The sequence below is a fragment of the Streptomyces sp. NPDC053542 genome (assembly GCF_044544685.1).
GTDB lineage: Bacteria > Actinomycetota > Actinomycetes > Streptomycetales > Streptomycetaceae > Streptomyces.
Genome location: NZ_JBITXL010000003.1, coordinates 96,543 through 119,485, shown reverse-complemented (window position 1 = coordinate 119,485; position 22,943 = coordinate 96,543). Strand labels below are relative to the sequence as shown.

The window sequence follows — 22,943 nt, the reverse complement described above, 5'->3', positions numbered from 1 at the left end:
TCAGACCGCCTCCTCTGCGTGCGCTCCGGTGAGGAAGCGGATCGGATTGCGGCGGGTCATCAGGTCGATCAGGTCGTCGTCCACCCCGGCCGCCCGCAGCCGCGGCAGGAAGGACCGGAACAGATGGCCGTACCCCTGACCGCCCTCGTCCCGCAGGTAGCCGTGCCGGGAGATGTCGCAGCTCAGCAGCGCCCGGTCCGCATGCCCGGCCGCCACCAGCGCCAGCAGCAGCCGCAGCCGGGCCGTGTCGCTCTGGTAGCTCTCCTTGCCCACCGTGTCGAAGGCGACGTATGCCCCTCGCGCCGCCAGCTCCCGGTGCACAGCGGGGTCGTCCAGCAGGTCCTGATGGCCGACGCAGATCCGGTGCGGCGGTAGTCCCTCGGCGGTGAGCAGCGCCAGCTGGGCGGCGCCGCCCCGGCCGAGCTGAGCGTGGGTGACCACAGAGAGCCCGGTGGCCACAGCGGCCCGCGCGGCCGCCTTCAGCGCACGGACCTCCGGCTCGCTGGGGCGGTCCCCATGGCTGCCGACCTCTCCGATGACGCCGGGGAGTATGCCCTCCGGACCGATGCCCTCGGTGATCTCCCGCACCAGCGTGTCGGTCAGCTCCTCGACGCCGGCGCGGCCGACCTCGGAGGGGTGGAACGGCTCGTAGTACCAGCCGGTGGCCGCGACGACCGGGACGCCGGAGTCCTTGGAGATCCGGGCCAGTGCGGTCACGTCGCGGCCCATGCCCCGGCAGCTCAGCTCGATGACCAGCGACAGCCCGGCCTCCTCGCGCAGCACGGCGAGTTCGCCGGCGACCGCGTCGGCGTGCCGGCCGTCGAGCACCGCTGCCCGGTCGGCGTCCCGGCGCAGGTCGAGCGCCAGGTGCTCGTGGGCGAGCGCGGGGCCCCGTACGGCGGCGGGGTCGAGGGGACCGGTGACGGTCCGGATGTCGTGCATGGCGCTGCCTTGCTTTCTTCCTGCCGGAGGGCCGGCTGCGGGAGGTCGTTGGCTCGCCCCGTTCCCGTACGCCGCCGGTCGGGCCTGCGTACGGACCGTCAGCCCTTGACGGGGGTGAACAGGTCCAGCCAGTACAGGAGGTTGAGGACGACGCCGCCGACGATCACGGCGGCGGGTGCCGCGGCCATACGGACCACGACCCGCCCCATCGCCTCGTTCAGCAGGTAGAGCCCGCCGACGATGAGGATGCCGAGGCCGCCGCCCATGGCGTTGGCCGCCATCAGGGAGCCGAAGAGGATGGCCAGCTGCAGTGAGTCGCTGATCGCGCTGCGCAGGTGCTCGGAGGAGTCCCGTACGGACGGCAGCCGCCCGAGTATCCGGCCGATCCACGAGAGCGCCAGCACCTCGACGGCGAAGACCAGGGCTCCGCATATCAGTGCCAGCCAGGGGCTCGGCAGGAGATAGCCGACCGGATAGACCAGCGTGAAGCCGACGATGCCGTAGGCACCCGAGGCCAGCGCCGTGGTGGCGATCAGCGGGATGAAGCCGAAGGCGCGGTAGAAGTCCACTTGGGCCGCGCTGCTGTAGTCACCCTTGGCGATCAGGAAGCTGGTCGCCTCGCCACCGCCGAAGATGTGCGTCTGGGCCAGCAGACAGATGCCCGCACCCAGCACCATGAACAGCGGCAGATGCTTGCGCAGCCGGGTCGCGCTCGCACTGAACAACGAGGCCATCGGGTCGTCGCCGCCCGGCGCTTCCTCCGCCGGTCCGTCGGCTCTTCCGGCCTGCTCGGCCCGCTGCGCCTGCTCTGTCCTGCGCTGCCGCAGATCCCTGGTCACGGCGAAGCCGATCAGCATCAGCACGCCCACCGCCATGGCGATGGCTCCGGCGAAGACGCCCGGCCACAGCTTCATCGTGGCGACGACCAGCGCCAGTTCGACCACGCCCGCGATACCGCCGCGCAGCTTGCCGAACTGCTTGCTGATCGCCAGTACCGGAAAGAGCGTGAAGAGGAAGAGGATCGGCGTCGACATCTGCTGCATCGCGGTGAGGAAGTCGACCGGCAGGTCGTGCGCCAGGCTGTTGGCACCGTTCAGCCCGAAGACGATGACCGCGCCCCAGGCTGCCCCGAGGACCGGCGCCAGCCACTTCTTCGGCGAGAGCAGGCCGAGGATGTCGGTGGGCAGGAAGACCAGCCAGGGGTTCAGCACCCCCGTGGACAGTGCCATCGGCGCGCCCAGTCCGAAGATGAAGCCCGCGGAGAGTCCGAAGGACACAGCCGTGGTGGCGCTGCGGGTCGTGCGCCCCTGGATGAAGTCCAGCATGAAGGGGCGTACGCCGTCATTGAAGACGGCCAGGGCCAGATGCGAGATGAAGGCCGTCAGGGCGCAGAGGGCGATGACGGTCAGCTGCTGTGTCAGCGACAGGCCGAGATCCCTGCTGCCGGCGGCTGCGGCGGCGATGTTCCCACTCACGGCTCACTCCTCAATGCCTCGACCGGGTCAGACGTGGTGGGCCGCGATGGCGCGGGCGAGGACGGGGGCGACAGCGGCGGTCTTGTCCATGCCGAAGCCGAAGACCTTCTTGCCGGCGGCGATGAGGGCGCTCGCCTCGTCCTCGGTGGGGACGGAGCGTCCGAAGGTGTGGCAGGCGGCGCTGCCCATGAGGCCCAGCAGGACACCGAGCGAGGCGCCGGCGCCGGTGTGGCAGGTGCCCAGGTAGTAGTCGGCCTGTCCGGCGCGCAGCTTCATCGCCGCGTCCATGTCGCTGGAGACGGCGACGTCGACGCCGTCCAGGGCCAGCTGCCGCACCGTCTCGGCGACCTCGAGCTTGCCGACGCCGCCGGTGAGGATCTTCGTCATGGCACATCCCTTCTGAGTGCGTTCTTGCGGAGTACGGCGAGGTGCATCGCCAGGAAATTGATCTCGGAGTCGGGCAGGGCGGCACCCAGCTCCTTCTTGGCGCGCAGAGATATGGCGTGGGCCCGCTCGACGGCTCGGGGGTGGTCTGCGAGCTCCACCGCCACGTCGTCGTCGGTGAGGAACTGCTCGATGGGCTCGCCGTTCAGCAGCCGGGTGAGGGCCATCACGAGGTGACTGGTCAGCAGGCCGGCGGTGTCCTCGGTGACGGGATGGCCTTCCGCCGCCAGGGCCGTCAGCTCCTCCTCGACGAATCGCGTCACCTGCGGCGATGCCTGTCCGCTGTCCCGGAAGAGCTGGAGGCGGAGGGCGAGTCGGTCCTCCATGGGGTGTCCTTTCCTCGCGATGCCTGCGATGCGGCCGGTATCGACAGTAACCAGGATTCTGGATATTGGCGAGAGTCGTGCGCACCCTTTTTCGAATGAGTGAAGGTGCGTTCTGTAGTTGACGATCGATTGGGGCATGGCGAAGTCGCGGCGTGCCATCACGCGGGCCGTTGCGGGCGAGTTCTGTGATCGGGCTTCCTGGCGAAGGAGGGTGTGGCGTCGAGGTTTCTCCGGTGCCCCGCCACTCCCAAGGTCAGTACGAAGGCATGCGCTCACCGCGCAGTACCTCCTCCTGCAGATCGGTGACAATGGACAGGTCCAGTCCGTCCCGTACCGCACTCAGGGCGGCGGCGCCCTGCGCTCGTCCTATGAGCGCGGCGCTGGAGTTGCGCAGAGACAGATCGCGGGTGATGTCATCACCCAGCGGCAGTACGTCGACGTCCGGCCCGAGGTGGTCCTGGACCTCGTCGAGATTCCATACCGTGGCGTCCACCTCGCCGCGGGCGAACAGATCCCGCAGTTGCATGTACGACGCCTCCACCCACTGGATGTCGTCGCGTCCGGCGAACGCTCGGCCGGCCAGCATCCGCAGGTCCTCGGACGCGGAGTCGATGGCCACCCGAAGCCCTGGCGTTTCCGGGTCCACCCCGTGCCGCAGCAGCAGGCCGTGCGCGCCGACGTATGTGGCCGGGCCGAGGTCGGCGACCAGCTCCAAGGGGAGCTCGTCGAGGAACCGGTCGGCGGCGAAGCGGGAGAGCACGACCAGGTCGACCTTGCTCTCCAGTAGGGCCTCGACGCGGGTGGCCGCACCCCGCATGAACGTGATCGCGAACGGGGCGCCGGCGCCCTCGAAGGCCGTGCGCAGGCCGGTGGCCAGCCCTTCGTACCGCCGTGAATAGGGGAGGGGCATGGCGGCGAGCAGCGTGCCGAGCCCCGACAGGCGCCACAGTATGGCCCGGTCGGCCCGCACGAGGAAGGTTCCGAGGTGGCCGCGGGCGACCGTCTCGATCGCGCCGGCCTCCTCCAGCAGCTGAAGGGCGGCCTGGACCGTGCCATTGCCCACGCCGAGCTCCTCGGCGAAGTCGCGGACGCGCGGGAGGCGGGTGTCCTCGTCATGATGGAGCAACAGGGCCGCGAGCTGCCGGGCGGCCAGTCCGTTGCGGGTGAGGAACCGCTCGTCCACGCTGTTCATGCAAATGACAATAACCAGGATTCTGGATTTTGCCAAGGGATTTTCACGAACGGGCGAAGGGCGAGCGTGCGAGGCGGCGGAGGCGTGGAGCTCGGCCGGCGCGGACGTCATGGCCGGCACCTGTGGTGGCTCGGCGCGATGCCGAGCCGTGGTGCCCGCGCGAATGACGTCCGCGTCTGCTTCCCGCGACTGCGGAGGTGCCCGAAGACTGTGGACGGCGGCTGAGCGTGCTCAGCGGGTCCGGGCGATCAGGTAGCGGAAGACGTTCGGCATCCAGACCGTGCCGTCCGCGCGCTGGTACGGATGCAGCGCCTCCGACAGCTCCTTCTCCACCTGCGCCGGATCGGCAACCTGCATCGCCGCGTCGAACAGACCCGTCGACAGCAGCCCGCGCATCGCACTCGGAAGATCGGCGTACCCGAACGGGCAGGCCACCCGGCCCGAACCGTCCGGCCGCAGCCCCGCACGCTCCGCCAGCTCCTCCAGGTCGTCCCGGCTGCTGGGCCGCCAGCCGGCCGCCGCGGGCGGCGTCGCCCGCTCGGGAAGGGAAGGATCCGCGAGTCGTTGCGCCACTCGGAGTACGCCTGCCGTGGCGCATCGCTCGACCGGCCCCCACCCGCCCAGTACCACCGGGCTGCCGCGCTCGGCGAGGCTCGCCGCCGTCTGCAAGGAAGCCGCCAGCCCTTCAACGGTGCTGACGCAGCCCACGGGGTGGAACGCCGTCACCAGGTTGAAGCGGCGCCGTTGCGGAGAATCCATGCACTCCGGTCCACCGTGCGCCAGGCACGCGGCCGATTCCCCGGAGTTCCCGCCCGCATCGGGGCCCTGCTCCGGAGCCAGCCGCTCCCGGGCCAGCCGCAGCCGCGGTTCATCCATGTCCACCCCGCTGACCTGCGCGCCACGGGCCGAGGCCATCAGCAGGGCGAGGCCGGAGCCACACCCCAGGGCCAGCAGCCGGGTCTGCGGGCCGACATCCAGCCGTTGGTACACGGCCTCATACAGCGGCACCAGCATCCGTTCCTGGATTTCGGCCCAGTCGCGGGCGCGCGCCCCCGAACCGGGGCCGTCCGGTGCGGGGTGACCGGAAGGGCCGGAACGCTGGAGGCCGTGCTGTACGAGCGTGGGTGTCATGGAAAGCGCCCCTATCCGCCGAGAGCCCGAGCTTGAGGAAAATGGTCTTCCGCCCCCGATTTGTTGCGCTGTGCCCCCCGGTCCAGACAACCCCCCATCCATCCCAGAGTCCAGGGGTTGCGCCCGGTTGTCTACCGCGCGCCCCCGTTTGCGCCGTCCGGGCGCCGGACGGCCGTCGGCGGACACGGAGGCGGCCGCTGTCCCGCGCCCTTCAGGGGCTGCGAGGTACCCCTCACCCGGGTGGCGTACGGCGCTTCGCGCCCCCGGCCGTAGGGCGTCCGCAGCGCGTGGACGGGGCACCTTCGGCCGGTCACGGTCCCGCCGGTACGATCACCATGATCGCGCGGCCGGCTCTGAGGCCGCGCCGTCACTCAGGGGCCCGCGGGACACGATGGTGCACAGGTGCTCCGTAGTGTCCGCCCGTACGGTGCGCCGGACGTACACGTCGATACATACCGGCTCGGCACCCGGTGCGCGTCTCGTCCACAGAAAGACGCACCCGCCCTCCACGGGCCGCATGAGTGGAAACTGACTGGTACGTGCAAATTATTTGGGATGCCCCGGAATCGGAACACTGAGCGGTACCGGCTCGTTGTCACGACGTGAGCACGACACCTGTTCTCGCCGCCGAGCTGGCGCTCGCTTGGGCCGACATTCAACGGCACCATCCCGAGCTGCCGGATTTGGCCGCGCCCGAATCCCTGATCGGAGAGTCCTCGTCCGCCTGCGGCGCCGAACTCTCCTTCGAACGGCTGCTTCATGAGGCAGTGCACGGCATCGCCGCGTCCCGCGGCGTCCGCGACACCTCACGCGCCGGTCGCTACCACAACCGCCGATTCCTGGCGATCGCCGAGGAGCTGGGCCTGGACCACGCCGACGAGCCGCACCCCAGCAGCGGCTTCTCCCTGGTCACGCTCAACCCCGAAGCCAGAAGGCGGTACCGCCCCACCATCGAGCGGCTGGGCAGAGCGCTCAAGGCGCACACCGTCGCCACCGCGGCCGACAGCAGCCGCAGCTTCCGGGGCCCGGCCGCGCGGCACGGCTCCTCCGGTGGCGGCGTAAGGGTCAAGGCCGTCTGCGACTGCGGGCGCAACGTCCGGGTCGTCCCCTCCGTGCTCGCCCAGGCCCCCATCATGTGCGGTGGCTGCGGCAAGCCGTTCCGCATCCCCGAGGTGGCCGCGGTCGGCTGAACCGGGACACAGGGCCGGCCGCCCTCCGACCGCGGCCGGCCGCACACCCCGGGCGACGCAAGGCGATGAGCCCTTCCTGGTCAGCGGTCCACCGCCCCGGGTCGGCCGCCCCGTGCTCGTATGGCACAATGTCTAGCTGTACTCGACAGTCGCATAGGACCCCTCTCTCCTCCGGCTGACGCGTCCATCGGGCACTCGGGTACCGCAACCCCACGTGGCATCTCGTTGTGCCCAACCACGTCAACACCAGGAGACACCACTCCCGTGGCAGTCAAGATCAAGCTGAAGCGTCTGGGCAAGATCCGTTCGCCTCACTACCGCATCGTCGTTGCCGACTCCCGTACCCGCCGTGATGGCCGGGCCATCGAGGAGATCGGCCTGTACCACCCGGTGCAGAACCCCTCGCGCATCGAGGTCGACTCCGAGCGTGTCCAGTACTGGCTGAGCGTCGGCGCGCAGCCGACCGAGCCCGTCGCGGCCATCCTCAAGGTCACCGGTGACTGGCAGAAGTTCAAGGGTCTGCCCGCCCCGGCCCCGATGAAGGTCGCCGAGCCCAAGGCCGACAAGCGCGCCCTCTTCGAGGCCGCCGCCAAGGACGCCGGTGACGAGCCGAAGGGTGAGGCCATCACCCCCAAGGCGAAGAAGGCTGACAAGAAGGCGGACGAGGCCGAGGCCGAGACGGCCAAGTCCGAGTCGACCGAGGCCTGAGCATGCTCGAGGAGGCTCTTGAGCACCTCGTCAAAGGCATCGTCGATAATCCCGACGACGTGCAGGTCGCCTCGCGCAACCTGCGTCGCGGACGCGTTCTGGAAGTCCGGGTGCACCCGGACGACCTCGGCAAGGTGATCGGCCGTAACGGCCGCACCGCGCGCGCTCTGCGTACTGTTGTGGGTGCCCTCGGCGGCCGGGGTATCCGTGTCGACCTCGTCGACGTGGACCAGGTCCGCTGAGCATCGGAACACCGGCACGGGCCGGGGAGGGCTTCGGCCCGCCCCGGCCCGTTGTCGTCGTCAAGGAACGAAAGGCACAGCTGTGCAGTTGGTGGTAGCCCGTATCGGGCGCGCCCATGGCATCAAGGGCGAGGTCACCGTTGAGGTGCGTACGGACGAGCCCGAGCTGAGGCTCGCTCCGGGGGCCGTACTGACCACCGAGCCCGCCTCCGTGGGCCCGCTCACCATCGAGACCGGTCGCGTGCACAGCGGACGGCTGCTGCTGCGCTTCGAAGGCGTGAAGGACCGTACGGGTGCCGAGGCGCTCCGTAACACGCTCCTGATCGCCGAGGTGGACCCCGAGGAACTTCCCGAGGACCCCGAGGAATTCTACGACCACCAGCTCATCGATCTCGACGTGGTGACCGAGGACGGTGTCGAGGTCGGCCGGATCATCGAGATCTCTCACCTGCCCTACCACGACCTGCTGATCGTCGAGCGCCCCGACGGGAGCCAGGTCATGATCCCGTTCGTCGCGGAGATCGTGCCGGAGATCGACCTCGAGGAGCAGCGCGCGGTGATCACCCCGCCGCCGGGGCTGCTGGACGACACCCAGGCGGAGGTCGCCTCCAGCCGGGACGCGGAGGCCGGCGAGGGCTCAGCCGGCGCGCCCGGAAGCGGCTCCGCGTCCGAGGGTGGCCAGGCGTCGCGCGGTGAGGACGCCTGATCATGCGTCTCGACGTCGTCACGATCTTCCCCGAGTACCTCGAACCGCTGAACGTCTCGCTGGTCGGCAAGGCGCGCGCCCGGGGGCAGCTGGACGTCCGTATCCACGACCTGCGTGAGTTCACCCACGACAAGCACAACACCGTGGACGACACCCCGTACGGCGGCGGCCCCGGCATGGTCATGAAGCCCGAGCCGTGGGGCGAGGCGCTGGACTCGGTCATCGCGTCGGGCGAGGGGGAGGAGCAGCCGGTGATCGTCGTCCCGACGCCCAGCGGCCGGCCCTTCACCCAGCAGCTCGCCGTCGAGCTCTCCGAGAAGCCGTGGCTGGTCTTCACGCCGGCCCGCTACGAAGGCATCGACCGCCGCGTCATCGAGGAGTACGGCGACCGGCTGGACGTCCGCGAGGTCTCCATCGGCGACTACGTGCTGGCCGGCGGCGAGGCCCCGGTACTGGTGATGGTCGAGGCCATCGCCCGTCTCCTCCCCGGAGTGCTCGGCAACGCCGCGTCCCACCAGGACGACTCCTTCGCCCCCGGACCGATGGCCGACCTCCTGGAGGGCCCGGTCTACACCAAGCCCCCGGAGTGGCGCGGCCGCGGCATCCCCGAGGTGCTGCTCAGCGGCCACCACGGCAAGATCGCCCGCTGGCGCCGCGACGAGGCGTTCCGCCGTACCGACCGGAACCGCCCGGACCTGATCGAACGTGCCGACCCCGCCGCCTTCGACAAGAAGGACCGCGAAACCCTCTCCATCCTGGGGTGGGCCCCGGGACCGGACGGGCGATTTGGGCGTACGACCGACACCGTGGAAGAATGAGCCGCTGCTGTGCGTCCGGCGCGCGCCCCTGCCACAGGGGGAACGACGCCCGCCCGACGGACCGGCACCCGGACTCCGCGTCCGGCTTCCGAACCATCATCACGAATTCCGCTGATGACCTGTGGCATCAGCGAAGAAAGCAGTAGGTCATGCACCTTCTCGACTCCGTCGACGCCGGGTCGCTGCGCAGCGACGTCCCCGCCTTCCGCCCGGGTGACACCGTCAACGTCCACGTCCGCGTCATCGAGGGCAACCGCTCCCGTGTGCAGCAGTTCAAGGGCGTCGTCATCCGCCGTCAGGGCGCCGGCGTGCGCGAGACCTTCACGGTCCGCAAGGTCAGCTTCTCCGTCGGCGTCGAGCGCACCTTCCCGGTGCACACCCCGATCGTTGAGAAGATCGAGGTCGTGACCCGCGGTGACGTTCGTCGCGCCAAGCTGTACTACCTCCGTGAGCTGCGCGGCAAGGCCGCCAAGATCAAGGAGAAGCGCGAGAGCTGAGCAGCCGTACGGTGTCCTTAACCCCGGGCCGGATAGGCTCTGGGCTCGATGGACACCGACGCACAGCCTTCAACGCTCCCGGAGCGCGACTCCTCTCCAGCCCCTGACCAAGGGGCGGAGCAGGGGTCGCGCTTCGGGTGTTTTTCTTGGCGGCGGGAGCGGCGGGAGCGGTCCGCGCGCGTGTCCGGCGAGGAGCCGGCGGCGGAGTCCGGCGAGAGCCGCGAGGAAGGCCGTGAGGAGGCCGCTGCGCGCCCGCTGCTGCGGCGGGGCCCGGTTCTGCTGGTGCTGGCCTGTCTGGCCTTTGTGGGACTGCTCAGCGCCTTCGTCGTCCAGCCCTTCCTGATCCCCAGCTCGTCGATGGAGAACACGCTCCAGGTCGGCGACCGGGTACTGGTGAACAAGCTGGCGTACCGGTTCGGCGGCGCACCGCGCCGGGGCGACGCCGTGGTCTTCGACGGCACCGGATCGTTCGTGCAGGAGGCTCCGGCCGGTAACCCGGTGACGGAGCTGCTGCGCGGGGCGGGAGCCGCGGTGGGCCTGGTGCCGGCCGCGGAGACGGACTACATCAAGCGCGTGATCGGCGTCGGCGGGGACCGGGTGACCTGCTGCGACAAACGGGGACGGATCAAGGTGAACGGCGAACCGGTGGACGAGCCCTATCTCCACCCCGGAGACAGCCCGTCGGACGTGCCCTTCGACGTGGTCGTGCCCGAAGGGAAGCTGTGGGTCATGGGGGACCACCGCGCCAGGTCGAGCGACTCCCGCGACCACCTGGGCGACCCCGGTGGCGGCACCGTTCCGCTGGACAAGGTGATCGGCCGCGCCGACTGGATCGGCTGGCCGGTCGGCCGCTGGACCTCTCTGGAGCGGCCCCGCGCGTTCGACGGCATACCGGCTCCGGCAGGGCCCCATGGGTAACAGGGGGCGCCCGCGTCACGGGCACCACCGCACAGGCGCACCACAGGAGAGCCGCGGTACACACAGTACGGAGGCGCGCGGCTCCGTACCGGACGGTGCGCACGGCTCCGGTATGCCCGGCGCCGGCCCCTATGGCGCCGACCCTTACGGCGCGGACTCCTATGGAGCGGACCTCGGCGGGGGCGGCACCGCGACCCGTACGACTGTGCCGGCGACCGGCGGGCGGGCCGACAGGCGACGCCAGGCCAAGCGCATCAAGAGGCGCAGGCAGCGTTCGTACCTGAAGGAGATACCGATCCTGATCGGGGTGGCGCTGGCGATCGCCCTGGTCCTGAAGACGTTCCTCGTACAGGCATTCGTGATCCCGTCGGGCTCCATGGAGCAGACGATCCAGATCGGCGACCGGGTGCTCGTCGACAAGCTGACCCCGTGGTTCGGCGCCGAGCCGCACCGGGGGGACGTGGTCGTCTTCAAGGACCCGAACCACTGGCTCGCGGGCGAGCGCACCACCGTGACCGACGACCCGGTGGGCGTCAAGCAGCTCAAGGAAGCGCTCACCTTCATCGGGCTGCTGCCGTCGGCGGACGAGCAGGACCTGATCAAGCGGGTCGTCGCGGTCGGCGGCGACACCGTGAAGTGCTGCGACAAGAGCGGCCGTGTGACCGTCAACGGGACGCCGTTGAGCGAGCCGTACGTCCATCCGGGCAATCCACCCTCGCAGTTGAAGTTCGAGGTCAACGTGCCGACCGGGCGGCTCTTCGTCATGGGGGACCACCGGTCCAACTCCGCGGACTCCCGGTACCACCTGGACGAGCCGTACAAGGGGACGGTCGCGGAGAGCAGCGTCGTGGGCCGCGCCGTGGTGATCGCCTGGCCGTTCAAGCACTGGCAGCGCCTGGAAGAGCCCGATACGTACGCTTCTGTGCGCGACGCGCCGGGCGCACCGGCGACGGCGGCCGCAGCGCCGCATACTGTGTCACCCGAAGGTTTGACCGTCCTCCCGACCCCTGCGGAACTCCCGCTCGTTATGGGAGTGGTGGGCCTGCACCGTTTGACGAGCAGGCGGCGGCTTGGAGTAAGGAGTGAATGTGGGGGACGTGGCGGTCGGCGCGCGGTCCGGAACCGAAGAGCCCGAAGAACCAGAGGGGCGCGATAGGTCCCCCGTAGCGGACGTGGCGCATCAGGAGCAGCAGCCGCAGGACGCGCGACAGGAGAGGGAAGAGGAGAACGGCGGCGTGACGAAGGACAAGAAGCCGCCGCGTTCCTTCTGGAAGGAGCTGCCGCTCCTGATCCTCATCGCCCTGGCCCTGGCCCTGGTCATCAAGACCTTCCTTGTGCAGGCGTTCTCGATCCCGTCCGACTCGATGCAGAACACCCTGCAGCGCGGCGACCGGGTGCTGGTGGACAAGCTGACCCCGTGGTTCGGCGGGAAGCCGGAGCGCGGCGAGGTCGTCGTGTTCCACGACCCGGGCGGCTGGCTCAACGAGGTGCCCACCCCGACGCCGAATCCGGTCCAGAAGGTCCTCAGCTGGATCGGCCTGATGCCGTCCGCGGAGGAGAAGGACCTGATCAAGCGGGTCATCGCGGTCGGTGGTGACACGGTCGAGTGCAAGGGCACCGGACCGGTGAAGGTCAACGGCAAGGCGCTCCAGGAGGATGCGTACCTCTTCGCCGGGAACACCCCGTGCGGTGACAAGCCCTTCGGCCCGATCAAGGTGCCCGAGGGCCGGATCTGGGTGATGGGCGACCACCGCCAGGACTCCCTGGACTCGCGCTACCACCAGGACCTGAAGGGCAGCGGCACGGTGTCGGAGGACGAGGTCGTGGGCCGCGCGTTCACGATCGCCTGGCCGATCAACCGGTGGTCGCTGCTTCCGGTGCCGGACACCTTCGACCAGCCGGGGCTGAGCCAGGCGATGGCCGCGGCACCGGCGGCGCTGGGCGTGGCCGGCGCGGTGCCGATCGTGCTGTGGCGACGCCGGCGGGTGCTCGCCAAGCTGCCCGCCAATGTGGCGGTGGGGGCGACGGGCAAGGAGCCCCGCGACAGCTGACCGCACCGCCCGTAGGTGAGGTGCCTGTAGCTGTCCGCACCGCCTGTAGGTGAGGGATCTGTGTGCGTCCGGCGGACGTGTCGTCGATACGCCGCGTACGTCGGGAAACGGCGCCCGAAGGGGCCCACCGGACCGTCGGCCGGAGGCTGACTGGGGGATGTAACCCCAGGTAAGGTGCCGTCCCGGATCTTCGACGCGGGGCGGCCCGCGGGGTGGGAGCGCGGGATGAGCGGGAGCAAGGGGCGTACGAGCGGCGGCCACGGCCGGACGGTGGGCAGCGTGCTGTCCGGTCTGGCCGTGGCCGTCGGCTGTGTGCTGTTCCTGGGCGGATTCATATGGGGCGCGGTGCTCTACCGGCCGTACACGGTCCCGACCGATTCGATGGCGCCCACCATCGCGGCGGGCGCCCGAGTCCTGGCACAGCACGTGGACGGCTCCGAGGTGCGCCGCGGCGACGTCGTGGTCTTCAGGGACTCCGTATGGGGCGACATGCCCATGGTGAAGCGGGTCGTCGGAGTGGGCGGCGACAAGGTCGCCTGCTGCAATGCCGACGGCAGGCTCACCGTCAACGGCAAGCCCATCGAGGAACCGTATCTCCAGGGCAACGGCCCGGCGTCTCCCGTCGGCTTCAAGGCCGAGGTCCCCAAGGGGCAGCTCTTCCTGCTCGGTGATCACCGCAGTGACTCCATGGACTCGCGGGTACACCTCACGGACGGCGATCACGGTGCCGTGCCGCGCGACGCGGTCGACGCCCGGGTGGACGCCACGGTGTGGCCGGTCGGGAGCTTCGGCGTGCTGCAGCGGCCCACGGCCTTCGAGGCGCTGCCGGGCGGCACGTCCCAGCCCGGTCCGGTGCAGCCCCTCGTGGTGGCCATCGTGGCCGGCGCGGTGCTGATACTGGGGGGAGCGGCGTACGGGCCGATCGCGAACCGGAGGAGGCATACGCGTGTCTGAAGCGGATACCGGTACACAGGAGAAGAACGGAATACCGGCGGGCACGGCGCTGCGGCGCGTCTCCCGGGTGATCCTGCTCGACCCCGAGGACCGGGTTCTGCTGATGCACGGATTCGAACCGGACGAACCGACGAGGACCTGGTGGTTCACGCCGGGCGGCGGACTGGAGGGCACCGAGAGCCGGGAAGAGGCGGCCCTCCGGGAGCTCGCCGAGGAAACCGGGATCACGGACGCGGAGCTGGGCCCCGTGCTCTGGCAGCGGCACTGCTCGTTCCCGTTCGACGGGCGGCGCTGGGACCAGGACGAGTGGTACTACTTGGCGCGTACACACAGCACCAAGACTCAGCTGAGCGGCCTGACGGAGCTGGAACGGCGCAGCGTGGCGGGGCTGAGATGGTGGACGGTGACGGAACTCTCCGCATCGCATGAGACGGTGTATCCGACCAGACTTGCCGAGCTGTTGCGCACGCTGCTCGACGAAGGACCCCCTAGTGCGCCAGTGGTCCTGGAGACCGAGAGTGTCTGACGCACAATAGGGGGACGCACGGCTGAAGGGGATCTGCCATGAGCGCCGAGGACCTCGAGAAGTACGAGACCGAGATGGAGCTGAAGCTCTACCGGGAGTACCGAGATGTCGTCGGACTGTTCAAGTACGTGATCGAGACCGAGCGCCGGTTCTACCTCACCAACGACTACGAGATGCAGGTGCACTCCGTCCAGGGTGAGGTCTTTTTCGAAGTCTCCATGGCGGATGCCTGGGTGTGGGACATGTACCGCCCGGCCAGGTTCGTGAAGCAGGTCCGCGTGCTGACCTTCAAGGACGTGAACATCGAGGAGCTGAACAAGAGCGACCTCGAGCTGCCGAGCGGCTGAGTGACCGTTTCCTCGTGATCGGCGAACGAACGTTCCGCCGCCCCGCGGCGCGCTCATTTCACCCCCAGGGGTGACGGCGTTATGCACAACCGCTGAGTTGTCCACCAAGATCCAATACTTGGCGACAGGAGCGTCACAGTCGGTGCCGGAGGTGGTGCCGGATGAACGCCACAGCAGGAAACGCCGCGGTCGGCAGCGGTGCAGCAGAGCCCGTACGAGCCCGGTCGGGCCCCCGCCCGCCGCGAGCGGCCGACTCGGCAACGACACGGGCGGCCGACTCGGCGAAGACACGACGCAAGCGCCCGCGAGACCGGGGCAGCCCCGGCGGCCGTAGCCGTGGCGGCTGCCGCCGCTCCGGACTGGGACGGTACGGCGAAGACCTCGCCGCCCGGTGGCTGACCGCCCACGGTATGCGCATCCTCGACCGGAACTGGCGCTGCCGTCTCGGAGAGATCGACATCGTCGCCGCCGACGCCGACGCGTTCGTCGTCTGCGAGGTCAAGACCAGACGCGCAGGCCCGTACGAACACCCCATGGCGGCGATCACGCCCACGAAGGCACGCCGTCTGGGACTCCTCGCCGAGCACTGGACCGCGGCGCACGGAGGCCCGCCACCTGGCGGCGTCCGCATCGATGTGATCGGCGTCCAGCTCCCCGCCCGCGGCGCGCCCGTCGTGTCCCACGTACGGGGGGTGACCTGATGGGATTCGCCCGTACGTGCTCGGTCGCGCTGGTCGGCGTCGAAGGCGTGGTCGTCGAGGTGCAGGCCGACCTCGAACCAGGCGTCGCGGCCTTCACCCTCGTCGGCCTCCCCGACAAGAGCCTCATCGAATCGCGTGACCGGGTGTGTGCCGCCGTGGTCAACTCCGGCTCCGAGTGGCCGCAGAAGAAGCTGACCGTGGGCCTCAGCCCGGCCTCCGTCCCCAAAGGCGGCAGCGGCTTCGACCTGGCCGTCGCCTGCGCCGTCCTCGGCGCCGCCGAGCTCATCGATCCACGCGAGCTCACCGACCTCGTCATGATCGGCGAGCTGGGTCTGGACGGCCGGGTACGACCGGTGCGAGGCGTGCTGCCGGCGGTCCTGGCGGCCGCCGACGCGGGGTACCGCCAGGTGGTGGTCCCCGAGCGGACCGCTGCCGAGGCATCGCTCGTCCCGGGAGTCTCCGTCCTGGGCGTGCGCAGCCTGCGTCAGCTCATCGCCGTGCTCACCGACGGGCCTGTTCCCGAGGAGGAGGACGAGGGCGACGAGCCGGGGCGCCCGGACCCGCTGCTCGCCGGGCTGGTCGTACCGGGCGCGGGCTCCTGCGCCGGACTGCCTCCCGACGCCCGCCCGCCGGACATGGCCGAGGTCGCGGGCCAGCACGGCGCCCGCCGCGCACTGGAGGTGGCCGCCGCCGGACGGCACCACATCTTCCTCAAGGGACCACCGGGAGCGGGCAAGACCATGCTCGCCGAACGGCTGCCCGGCCTGCTGCCGCCCCTGTCGTCCAAGGAATCACTGGAGGTCACCGCGGTGCACTCGGTGGCGGGCATGCTCCCGCCCGGCCAGCCCCTGGTGAGCCGCCCGCCGTACTGCGCACCGCACCACTCCGCCACCATGGCCTCGCTCGTCGGCGGCGGCAGCGGACTGCCCCGGCCCGGCGCGGTGTCCCTCGCCCATCGAGGCGTCCTGTTCATCGACGAAGCCGCCGAATGCAACGCCAAGGTGCTCGACGCCCTGCGCCAACCCTTGGAGTCCGGGCACGTCGTGGTCGCCCGCGCCGCCGGAATGATGCGGCTCCCGGCCGCCTTCCTGCTCGTACTGGCCGCCAACCCCTGCCCCTGCGGACGCCACGGCACCACCGCCGGCGGCTGCGAGTGCCGCCCGTCCTCGATCACCCGCTACCGCGCCCGGCTCTCCGGGCCGCTCATGGACCGGATCGACCTGCGGATCGCCGTCGAACCGGTCGCCCGCAGCGAACTGGTCGCCGGTGCCCGTGGCGAATCCACCGCCGATACCGCCGACCGCATCCGCGCCGCCAGGGAACGCGCAGCTCACCGCTTCGCCGGCAGCCCCTGGCAGACGAACAACGAAGTCCCCGGCCATGAACTGCGCACTCGCTGGACCGTGGCCCCCGGTGCACTTCTCCAGGCCGAGCGCGACCTGGAGAACGGCCTGCTCACCGCCCGCGGCCTGGACCGCGTGCTGCGCGTCGCCTGGACCGCGGCAGACCTCGCGGGCCGCGACCGTCCGACGGCCGAGGACGTCGACTGGGCCCTGGAGCTGCGTACCGGTGTCCGCCGCGGCGTTCCGCTGGCGGTGAGCCGGACATGACCTCTCGTGAAGACTCGTCCGATCTTGAAGGCGCACCCTGTTGCCTGCCCGTGCGACAAGCCGGTCACCTGCCCGGACGACAAGCCGGTCACTTGCCCACACGACAAGCTGGTCACCTGCCCGCACGACAAGACCGTGGCTCCACCGAAGGAAGGGAGGCCCGCCCCGACCGGGAAGCCCATCGGCTGGCCCGAGCCGCCCTCACTCGTGTCCTCGAACCGGGCGACGAGGTGGCCGGTGCATGGCTGCGGCGGATGGGCCCGGTGGCGCTCTGGCGTTCCCTCCTGGGAGACGGTGACCCACCCGAAGGGGCCGGCGAGGCGAAGATCGCGGGCCTGCGGTTACGTGCCGAGGCGGTGTCACCCGAGGCCGACCTCGCCGCCGCCACCGCACTCGACGCCCGCTTCGTCTGCCCCGGCGACGAGGAATGGCCCCAGCAGCTGGACGACCTGGGGGACGCCCGCCCGGTCGGACTGTGGGTGCGCGGCAGGGCGAACCTGCGCCTGTGGGCCCTGCGCTCCGTCGCCCTCGTGGGCGCCCGAGCCTGTACGGAGTACGGTGCACATGTGGCGGGGACCTTGGGCGCAGGTCTCGCCGAACGCGGCTGGACGGTGGTGTCCGGTGCCGCGTACGGCGTGGACGGCGCCGCGCACAGGGGGACGCTGGCGGCCGGCGGTCCGACCGCGGCGGTCCTGGCCTCCGGCGTCGATCACATCTACCCCAGTGGACACACCGAGCTGATCGGGCGCATCGCCGAACAGGGCTTGATCATCGCGGAGTTGCCGCCCGGTGCCCATCCGACCCCGAGTCGGTTCATCCAGCGCAACCGCGTGATCGCCGCCCTCACCCGGGGAACGGTCGTCGTCGAGGCCGCGCTGCGCAGCGGATCACTGGCCACCGCCCGCCGCGCCGCCGAGCTGGGGCGGTTCACGATGGGTGTTCCCGGCCCGGTCACCAGCGGCTTGTCGGCCGGTGTCCATCAACTGCTGCGGGGCGAGGCCGTACTGGTCGCCAACGCGGCCGAGGTGGTCGAACTGGTGGGCAGCATGGGTGATCTTGCCCCCGTCCCTCGCGGCCCGGTCCTGGCTCGCGATCTGCTGGACCCGGTGGCCACCCGCCTGCTCGAAGCCCTGCCGTTGAGGGGTGCGACCGACGCCTCAAAGATCGCCCGTGACTCCGGTACCGCCCTGGAAACGACCCAAGCGAAGCTCTTCGAACTACAGGCGCTCGGATTCGTTCAAAGATGCGGTACTCGCTGGGAGTTGCTTCCTAGTGCCCATTCGGCAGGAGGTTACCGGCGAGGCGGTCCTTGACCTGGGGCGAACGGGTGAAAGGGTGAGGGGAATGACCGCAGGGTGCATCTTTGCGAGTTTCGTGCGGACGGCCGCGCAGGCTCCCGTCGTCATCCGAGGGTGCGGGCTACCGGACGAATCTGCGCACGCACGAACACGCTGCGATCGCACACTGCGACACCGTAGTCACGCTACGCTCGCAAGGCATCCGCCCTCCACGGACCACACGACCCTCACGCACCTCTTCACCAGCGTCTCGGCAGAACGGCTCAAGGCGACGAATGCCCCAGCACACTTCCGGGTCTGACCGCGCGGCGGTACCTCCCGCCGCCCGCGGCAGCGTGCGCCCGGCAGCGCCCACCTCGCTAGAGGAGCTCTGGCGCTCCTACAAGGCGACGGGTGACGAACGCCTGCGGGAGCAGCTGATCCTGCACTATTCACCGCTGGTCAAATACGTCGCGGGGCGCGTCAGCGTCGGTCTGCCGCCCAACGTCGAACAGGCGGACTTCGTCTCCTCGGGCGTGTTCGGACTGATCGACGCCATCGAGAAGTTCGAGCCGGAACGGTCCATCAAGTTCGAGACGTACGCGATCACCCGCATCCGCGGCGCGATGATCGACGAACTGCGGGCCCTGGACTGGATCCCCCGCTCGGTCCGCCAGAAGGCGCGAGCGGTCGAGCGTGCGTACGCCACGCTCGAAGCCCAGCTGCGCCGCACTCCTTCCGAGGCCGAGGTGGCCGCGGAGATGGGCATCGCGCTCGAGGAACTGCACACCGTCTTCAGCCAGTTGTCCCTGGCCAACGTCGTCGCCCTGGAAGAGCTGCTGCACGCCGGCGGCGAGGGCGGCGACCGGCTGAGCCTGATGGACACGCTCGAGGACACCGCGGCCGAGAACCCGGTCGAGATCGCCGAGGACCGCGAACTGCGGCGACTGCTCGCCCGCGCCATCAACACGCTCCCCGAACGCGAGAAGACCGTCGTCACGCTCTACTACTACGAAGGGCTCACTCTCGCCGAGATCGGCAACGTCCTCGGCGTCACCGAGAGCCGGGTCAGCCAGATCCACACCAAGTCCGTCCTCCAGCTGCGCGCCAAGCTCGCCGATGTGGGCCGCTGAGCTCCACCGATGGCGTTACCCCGTGCCGCGGAGTGCCGCCGCCCGGACCGCATCCGTACAGTGGTGACGTGCCCAGGATTCGAGCGGCCTCCGTGGCCGAGCACCGGACCATGCAGCGCGACGCCCTGTTGGACGCTGCTCGTACTCTGCTGTCCGAAGGCGGTACGGACGCGCTGTCCTTCCCCGCCCTCGCCGAGCGCACCGGCCTCGCCCGGTCCTCCGTGTACGAGTACTTCCGCTCCCGCGCCGCCGTCGTCGAAGAGCTGTGCGCGGTCGACTTCCCGGTATGGGCCGCGGAGGTCGAGGCCGCGATGGAGCGCGTCGAGACGCCCGAGGACAAGATCGAGGCGTACGTACGGCAGCAGCTCGCCCTCGTCGGCGACCGCCGGCACCGCGCGGTCGTCGCGATCTCGGCGGGTGAGCTGGACGCCGGCGCCCGCGAGAAGATCCGCGCCGCGCACGGCGGCCTGATCGCCATGATCGTCGAGGCACTGGGCGCCCTGGGCCACAAGCAGCCGAGGCTGGCCGCGATGCTCCTCCAGGGCGTCGTCGACGCGGCGGTCCGGCGCATCGAACTGGGCGCGGCGGAGGATCCGACGGAGATCACGGAGGCGGCGGTCGCGATGACCCTCCACGGCGTCCGCGGCTGACCCCTTCTCTCCCCTCCCCCCCCCGCCCACCCTCCACCACCACCTCCCAAAACAGACACGCCTGTCTGCCTCCCCACACACGCGCCTGGGCCTCGCCCCGCGCGGGCCCCGCCGCCCGGCCGCCCCGCCTCCTGGCGTCCCGGCCTCTCCGCACACGCGCCTGGGGGCCTCGCTCCGCGTCGGTCCCGCCTCCAGGCCGCCCCGCGTCCCCGCTTCCCGGCGCCTCGCCCCCTGGGTCCCGGCCGTCCGGCGTCCCCGCGTCCCGGCCATCCGGCACCCCGCGTCTCGTCGCCCGGTGCCCAGGCGTCTCGCCCCGTCCCCGCCCCGGCGCCCCGGCCGTCCGGCGACCCTGCGTCCCGGCCGTCTGGTGCCCTCATCCCGGTGACCCCGGTGACCCCGGTGACCCCGGTGACCTCGGTGACCTCGGTGACCAGGATTTGGCGCCCTAACGGCCCGGCGGTGTCACCACCGGATGTCCAGGGACGCCCAGGTACTTCGGGCTGTACCGCTACCTCGGCAACCGGTGCGGCACTTATCGCGCCGCGTTGGGAGCCCGTCGGGAGTGCTGGGCTCGGAGGCGGGAGTGGGACCAGGCGGCTATGGCTGTGAGGGCTGTGGCTGTCGCCAGGGTGGGGGTGTCGGTCGCTGTGGGGGAGAGGGGCGGTTTCTCCGCGTTGTGGGCTGGGGGTGGGGTGGGCTTGGGGATGTGGAAGACCGGGAGCAGGCGGGGCGAGGTCGGGGCGAGCAGGGATGGCGGGAGGAGGGAGAGCGGGTCCAGGTAGGTGCGGCCGTGGCGTAGGCCCCAGTGGAGACAGGGGGTGTCGCAGTGATACGGGCCCGGCTGGAGGACGGCGACCGGCTGGCCTGCTCTGACGTGATCACCCTTGCGGACCGTGGGGCGTACCGGCTCGTACGTGATGCGCAGTGGTGGTCGGCCGGAGGCGGGCAGTTCGATGGAGAGGACGCCCCGATCGGCGACCTTGCCCGCGAAAGCGACGCGGCCGGGGGCGGCGGCTCGTACGGTCGCTCCGGCCCGAGAGACGAGGTCCACGCCGCGGTGACCGGCCGCCCAGGGGGTGGGTGGAGGCAACCAGGGGCGTGCGATGGCCGGACGCGCGCCGGTTGACCCGGTCACCGGCCATGCCCGGGTCTCGGAAGTCCCTGCTGGTGGGCTCGGACCAGGGCCGGAATGCGTGTCCGAGCGGGTTCCCGATGACGCGTCTTCGGGATCGGGAAGGGGGCGGGTGCGCGCGACGGGTGTGAGGTGAAGGGAGAGGGAGGTGCCCCTTGCGGTCAGGGTGTTGCTCTCGCTGTTGTTGTCCGTTCCGGGGGAGAGCGGAGTGAAGACCGTCGGGCCGAGCAGGAGCACGCATCCGATCATGCAGCCGAGCGCGCAAGCGACCATGCTCAGGACAGCGGCCATGCTCACGACAGTGGCCATGTTCAGGATGGTGGCCGAGCTCAGGGAAGCGCGAGGCGAGGACGGCGGTCGATCAGAGAGCCGCGGAAGCCAAAGCCGGGCAAGCCGAAGCCGGGCAAGCCGAAGTCGGAAAAGCCGGAGCCGGAAAAGCCGGAGCCGGGCAAGCCGGAATCGGGCACCCCGGAGCCGGGGAAGCCGGAGTCGAGAGAGCCGCAGGCGGTGCGAGAGATGCATGGCATGACGATGGCGGACCACGGCAGATCCAGGGGATCTTGGTCGGAAGCTGTGGACGGCCTCGCGGCTGTGGACAACACCGTCACGCGTGTGAGTGAAGTCAGCCCAGCCGGCACCGTCCCCGCCCTCCCTGCCACCGAACCTCCTCGCCCTCCCCGCCTCTGAACTTCCCCGCCCTCCCCGCCACCGAAGCTCCTCGCCCTCCCGCGCCCGAACCTCCCCGCCCCCGCCCTCCCCACCCCCGAACCTCCCCCCGCCCGCAGCATGTCGCTAGGCGGTTCGGCGGTCCCGTACACTTCTTGTGGCGATCCGGGTGACCGGGTCGACTTCGCACGCCCCGCCACCGGCGCGTGACTCCCCGTGCTTCGTCAGAAGCACAGCGGTAGTGCGCTGCACCACGGTGGCCGCGTCCCTCGGTCCTGGCAGGTTCCCGGTACACCACCGGAGTCGGTTCAGGCAGGCGCGCAGGGGCGTCAGGCACAGCGGCCGCCCGGCCGCGGTGGAACCGAGAAACACGAGGAGAACGGCCATGGCCGTCGTCACGATGCGGGAGCTGCTGGAGAGCGGCGTCCACTTCGGGCACCAGACCCGCCGCTGGAACCCGAAGATGAAGCGCTTCATCTTCACCGAGCGCAACGGCATCTACATCATCGACCTGCTCCAGTCGCTGTCGTACATCGACCGCGCCTACGAGTTCGTCAAGGAGACCGTCGCGCACGGCGGCTCCGTCATGTTCGTCGGCACCAAGAAGCAGGCCCAGGAGGCCATCGCGGAGCAGGCGACCCGCGTGGGCATGCCCTACGTGAACCAGCGCTGGCTCGGCGGCATGCTGACCAACTTCTCGACCGTCTACAAGCGTCTGCAGCGCCTCAAGGAGCTCGAGCAGATCGACTTCGAGGACGTCGCGGCCTCCGGTCTCACCAAGAAGGAGCTTCTCGTGCTCTCGCGCGAGAAGGCCAAGCTGGAGAAGACCCTCGGCGGTATCCGCGAGATGCAGAAGGTGCCCAGCGCCGTCTGGATCGTGGACACCAAGAAGGAGCACATCGCGGTCGGTGAGGCCCGGAAGCTCAACATCCCGGTCGTCGCCATCCTCGACACCAACTGCGACCCCGACGAGGTCGACTACAAGATCCCGGGCAACGACGACGCGATCCGCTCCGTCACCCTGCTCACCCGCGTGATCGCCGACGCCGTCGCCGAGGGCCTCATCGCCCGCTCCGGTGGTGCCGAGGCCAAGGGCGAGAAGGCCGCCGGCGAGCCGCTGGCCGAGTGGGAGCGTGACCTGCTCGAGGGCGAGAAGAAGGCCGAGGAGCCCAAGGCCGACGAGGCCAAGGCCGAGGAGAAGCCGGCCGAGGAGCCCGCCGCTGCCGAGGCCCCCGCCGCCGAGGCCGAGGCCGAGAAGCCGGCCGAGCAGGCCTGACACCTCAGCATCGGATGATGACGGCGGGGGC

26 protein-coding genes are annotated in these 22,943 nt (G+C 70.4%); 18 read left to right on the top strand and 8 right to left on the bottom strand.

The features are described 5' to 3' along the window. The 6 genes from ACIGXO_RS08495 to ACIGXO_RS08470 form a co-directional block, all read right to left on the bottom strand. The gene (locus tag ACIGXO_RS08495; protein ID WP_399782257.1) at window positions 1-942 is read right to left on the bottom strand and encodes a phosphotriesterase; all 942 of its coding nucleotides are present in this window, start codon (window positions 940-942) and stop codon (window positions 1-3) included. A 98-nt stretch (window positions 943-1,040) separates the two neighbouring features. Beyond that, window positions 1,041-2,405 carry a YhfT family protein gene (locus ACIGXO_RS08490; protein ID WP_399783788.1) on the bottom strand — a complete coding sequence of 455 codons (1,365 nt, stop codon included), beginning with the start codon at window positions 2,403-2,405 and terminating at the stop codon, window positions 1,041-1,043. 39 nt (window positions 2,406-2,444) lie between these two features. Then, window positions 2,445-2,804: a DUF2620 domain-containing protein gene (locus ACIGXO_RS08485; RefSeq protein WP_399782255.1), complete on the bottom strand. Its 360-nt coding sequence runs from the start codon at window positions 2,802-2,804 to the stop codon at window positions 2,445-2,447. Further along, complete coding sequence (locus ACIGXO_RS08480; protein WP_399782252.1) at window positions 2,801-3,187, bottom strand: PRD domain-containing protein; 387 nt, start codon at window positions 3,185-3,187, stop codon at window positions 2,801-2,803. Before ACIGXO_RS08480 ends, ACIGXO_RS08485 begins: the two co-directional genes overlap by 4 nt. Before the next feature lie 253 nt (window positions 3,188-3,440). Then, the gene (gene yhfZ, locus ACIGXO_RS08475; RefSeq protein WP_399782249.1) at window positions 3,441-4,379 is read right to left on the bottom strand and encodes a GntR family transcriptional regulator YhfZ; all 939 of its coding nucleotides are present in this window, start codon (window positions 4,377-4,379) and stop codon (window positions 3,441-3,443) included. Window positions 4,380-4,610: 231 nt separating this feature from the next. Continuing rightward, window positions 4,611-5,510: a class I SAM-dependent methyltransferase gene (locus ACIGXO_RS08470; RefSeq protein WP_399782246.1), complete on the bottom strand. Its 900-nt coding sequence runs from the start codon at window positions 5,508-5,510 to the stop codon at window positions 4,611-4,613. 602 nt (window positions 5,511-6,112) lie between these two features. Here ACIGXO_RS08470 and ACIGXO_RS08465 point away from each other — a divergent pair. The 17 genes from ACIGXO_RS08465 (at window position 6,113) to ACIGXO_RS08385 (ending at window position 19,838) form a co-directional block, all read left to right on the top strand. Beyond that, window positions 6,113-6,700, top strand: coding sequence for a hypothetical protein (locus tag ACIGXO_RS08465; protein WP_030267146.1), 588 nt, complete (start codon window positions 6,113-6,115; stop codon window positions 6,698-6,700). A 264-nt stretch (window positions 6,701-6,964) separates the two neighbouring features. Beyond that, the gene (rpsP, locus tag ACIGXO_RS08460) at window positions 6,965-7,408 is read left to right on the top strand and encodes a 30S ribosomal protein S16 (protein ID WP_223732949.1); all 444 of its coding nucleotides are present in this window, start codon (window positions 6,965-6,967) and stop codon (window positions 7,406-7,408) included. A gap of 2 nt (window positions 7,409-7,410) precedes the next feature. Further along, on the top strand, window positions 7,411-7,650 hold the full coding sequence (locus ACIGXO_RS08455; protein ID WP_030267150.1) for an RNA-binding protein: 240 nt from the start codon (window positions 7,411-7,413) through the stop codon (window positions 7,648-7,650). 82 nt (window positions 7,651-7,732) lie between these two features. Then, entirely contained in the window at window positions 7,733-8,356 is a 624-nt protein-coding gene (gene rimM, locus ACIGXO_RS08450) for a ribosome maturation factor RimM (RefSeq protein WP_399782241.1), read from the top strand. 2 nt (window positions 8,357-8,358) lie between these two features. After that, on the top strand, window positions 8,359-9,174 hold the full coding sequence (gene trmD / locus ACIGXO_RS08445; protein ID WP_399782238.1) for a tRNA (guanosine(37)-N1)-methyltransferase TrmD: 816 nt from the start codon (window positions 8,359-8,361) through the stop codon (window positions 9,172-9,174). 149 nt (window positions 9,175-9,323) lie between these two features. Further along, window positions 9,324-9,671: a 50S ribosomal protein L19 gene (gene rplS / locus ACIGXO_RS08440; RefSeq protein ID WP_030267158.1), complete on the top strand. Its 348-nt coding sequence runs from the start codon at window positions 9,324-9,326 to the stop codon at window positions 9,669-9,671. Window positions 9,672-9,719: 48 nt separating this feature from the next. Then, complete coding sequence (lepB, locus tag ACIGXO_RS08435; protein ID WP_399782234.1) at window positions 9,720-10,589, top strand: signal peptidase I; 870 nt, start codon at window positions 9,720-9,722, stop codon at window positions 10,587-10,589. Beyond that, the gene (gene lepB, locus ACIGXO_RS08430) at window positions 10,582-11,745 is read left to right on the top strand and encodes a signal peptidase I (RefSeq protein WP_399782231.1); all 1,164 of its coding nucleotides are present in this window, start codon (window positions 10,582-10,584) and stop codon (window positions 11,743-11,745) included. The genes lepB (ACIGXO_RS08435) and lepB (ACIGXO_RS08430) overlap by 8 nt, the downstream gene beginning before the upstream one ends. A 79-nt stretch (window positions 11,746-11,824) precedes the next feature. Further along, on the top strand, window positions 11,825-12,640 hold the full coding sequence (gene lepB / locus ACIGXO_RS08425) for a signal peptidase I (protein WP_399783785.1): 816 nt from the start codon (window positions 11,825-11,827) through the stop codon (window positions 12,638-12,640). 225 nt (window positions 12,641-12,865) lie between these two features. Continuing rightward, complete coding sequence (lepB, locus tag ACIGXO_RS08420) at window positions 12,866-13,594, top strand: signal peptidase I (protein WP_399782228.1); 729 nt, start codon at window positions 12,866-12,868, stop codon at window positions 13,592-13,594. Further along, on the top strand, window positions 13,587-14,120 hold the full coding sequence (locus tag ACIGXO_RS08415; RefSeq protein ID WP_399782226.1) for an NUDIX hydrolase: 534 nt from the start codon (window positions 13,587-13,589) through the stop codon (window positions 14,118-14,120). The genes lepB (ACIGXO_RS08420) and ACIGXO_RS08415 overlap by 8 nt, the downstream gene beginning before the upstream one ends. A gap of 38 nt (window positions 14,121-14,158) precedes the next feature. Next, the gene (locus ACIGXO_RS08410; RefSeq protein ID WP_003993268.1) at window positions 14,159-14,467 is read left to right on the top strand and encodes a DUF2469 domain-containing protein; all 309 of its coding nucleotides are present in this window, start codon (window positions 14,159-14,161) and stop codon (window positions 14,465-14,467) included. 359 nt (window positions 14,468-14,826) lie between these two features. Next, window positions 14,827-15,168 carry a YraN family protein gene (locus ACIGXO_RS08405; protein ID WP_399783782.1) on the top strand — a complete coding sequence of 114 codons (342 nt, stop codon included), beginning with the start codon at window positions 14,827-14,829 and terminating at the stop codon, window positions 15,166-15,168. Then, window positions 15,168-16,778, top strand: a complete 1,611-nt coding sequence (locus ACIGXO_RS08400; RefSeq protein ID WP_399782223.1) for a YifB family Mg chelatase-like AAA ATPase — start codon at window positions 15,168-15,170, stop codon at window positions 16,776-16,778. Before ACIGXO_RS08405 ends, ACIGXO_RS08400 begins: the two co-directional genes overlap by 1 nt. Then, entirely contained in the window at window positions 16,775-18,091 is a 1,317-nt protein-coding gene (gene dprA, locus ACIGXO_RS08395) for a DNA-processing protein DprA (protein ID WP_399782220.1), read from the top strand. Before ACIGXO_RS08400 ends, dprA begins: the two co-directional genes overlap by 4 nt. A gap of 260 nt (window positions 18,092-18,351) precedes the next feature. After that, the gene (whiG, locus tag ACIGXO_RS08390; RefSeq protein WP_223732959.1) at window positions 18,352-19,188 is read left to right on the top strand and encodes an RNA polymerase sigma factor WhiG; all 837 of its coding nucleotides are present in this window, start codon (window positions 18,352-18,354) and stop codon (window positions 19,186-19,188) included. A gap of 110 nt (window positions 19,189-19,298) precedes the next feature. Beyond that, window positions 19,299-19,838: a TetR/AcrR family transcriptional regulator gene (locus tag ACIGXO_RS08385; RefSeq protein WP_399783779.1), complete on the top strand. Its 540-nt coding sequence runs from the start codon at window positions 19,299-19,301 to the stop codon at window positions 19,836-19,838. Window positions 19,839-20,370: 532 nt separating this feature from the next. Here ACIGXO_RS08385 and ACIGXO_RS08380 read toward each other — a convergent pair. Next, a complete protein-coding gene (locus ACIGXO_RS08380; protein WP_399782216.1) occupies window positions 20,371-20,889 on the bottom strand; it encodes a peptidoglycan DD-metalloendopeptidase family protein in 519 nt (172 codons plus the stop codon). A 410-nt stretch (window positions 20,890-21,299) separates the two neighbouring features. Then, a complete protein-coding gene (locus ACIGXO_RS08375) occupies window positions 21,300-21,578 on the bottom strand; it encodes a hypothetical protein (protein ID WP_399782213.1) in 279 nt (92 codons plus the stop codon). Window positions 21,579-22,021: 443 nt separating this feature from the next. Between ACIGXO_RS08375 and rpsB the strand changes: the two genes are divergently transcribed. Beyond that, window positions 22,022-22,912 carry a 30S ribosomal protein S2 gene (rpsB, locus tag ACIGXO_RS08370; protein ID WP_031067001.1) on the top strand — a complete coding sequence of 297 codons (891 nt, stop codon included), beginning with the start codon at window positions 22,022-22,024 and terminating at the stop codon, window positions 22,910-22,912. Window positions 22,913-22,943 lie beyond the last annotated feature (31 nt).

Excerpts from the sequence above, each read along its gene's own strand:
- ACIGXO_RS08480 (WP_399782252.1), bottom strand. The coding sequence starts at position 3,187 with ATGGAGGACCGACTCGCCCTCCGCCTCCAGCTCTTCCGGGACAGCGGA.
- lepB (WP_399782234.1), top strand. The coding sequence starts at position 9,720 with ATGGACACCGACGCACAGCCTTCAACGCTCCCGGAGCGCGACTCCTCT.
- lepB (WP_399782228.1), top strand. The coding sequence starts at position 12,866 with ATGAGCGGGAGCAAGGGGCGTACGAGCGGCGGCCACGGCCGGACGGTG.
- lepB (WP_399782231.1), top strand. The coding sequence starts at position 10,582 with ATGGGTAACAGGGGGCGCCCGCGTCACGGGCACCACCGCACAGGCGCA.
- ACIGXO_RS08385 (WP_399783779.1), top strand. The coding sequence starts at position 19,299 with ATGCAGCGCGACGCCCTGTTGGACGCTGCTCGTACTCTGCTGTCCGAA.
- rpsB (WP_031067001.1), top strand. The coding sequence starts at position 22,022 with ATGGCCGTCGTCACGATGCGGGAGCTGCTGGAGAGCGGCGTCCACTTC.
- ACIGXO_RS08470 (WP_399782246.1), bottom strand. The coding sequence starts at position 5,510 with ATGACACCCACGCTCGTACAGCACGGCCTCCAGCGTTCCGGCCCTTCC.
- ACIGXO_RS08495 (WP_399782257.1), bottom strand. The coding sequence starts at position 942 with ATGCACGACATCCGGACCGTCACCGGTCCCCTCGACCCCGCCGCCGTA.
- yhfZ (WP_399782249.1), bottom strand. The coding sequence starts at position 4,379 with ATGAACAGCGTGGACGAGCGGTTCCTCACCCGCAACGGACTGGCCGCC.
- whiG (WP_223732959.1), top strand. The coding sequence starts at position 18,352 with ATGCCCCAGCACACTTCCGGGTCTGACCGCGCGGCGGTACCTCCCGCC.
- ACIGXO_RS08410 (WP_003993268.1), top strand. The coding sequence starts at position 14,159 with ATGAGCGCCGAGGACCTCGAGAAGTACGAGACCGAGATGGAGCTGAAG.
- ACIGXO_RS08485 (WP_399782255.1), bottom strand. The coding sequence starts at position 2,804 with ATGACGAAGATCCTCACCGGCGGCGTCGGCAAGCTCGAGGTCGCCGAG.
- dprA (WP_399782220.1), top strand. The coding sequence starts at position 16,775 with ATGACCTCTCGTGAAGACTCGTCCGATCTTGAAGGCGCACCCTGTTGC.
- ACIGXO_RS08455 (WP_030267150.1), top strand. The coding sequence starts at position 7,411 with ATGCTCGAGGAGGCTCTTGAGCACCTCGTCAAAGGCATCGTCGATAAT.
- trmD (WP_399782238.1), top strand. The coding sequence starts at position 8,359 with ATGCGTCTCGACGTCGTCACGATCTTCCCCGAGTACCTCGAACCGCTG.
- ACIGXO_RS08400 (WP_399782223.1), top strand. The coding sequence starts at position 15,168 with ATGGGATTCGCCCGTACGTGCTCGGTCGCGCTGGTCGGCGTCGAAGGC.
- rplS (WP_030267158.1), top strand. The coding sequence starts at position 9,324 with ATGCACCTTCTCGACTCCGTCGACGCCGGGTCGCTGCGCAGCGACGTC.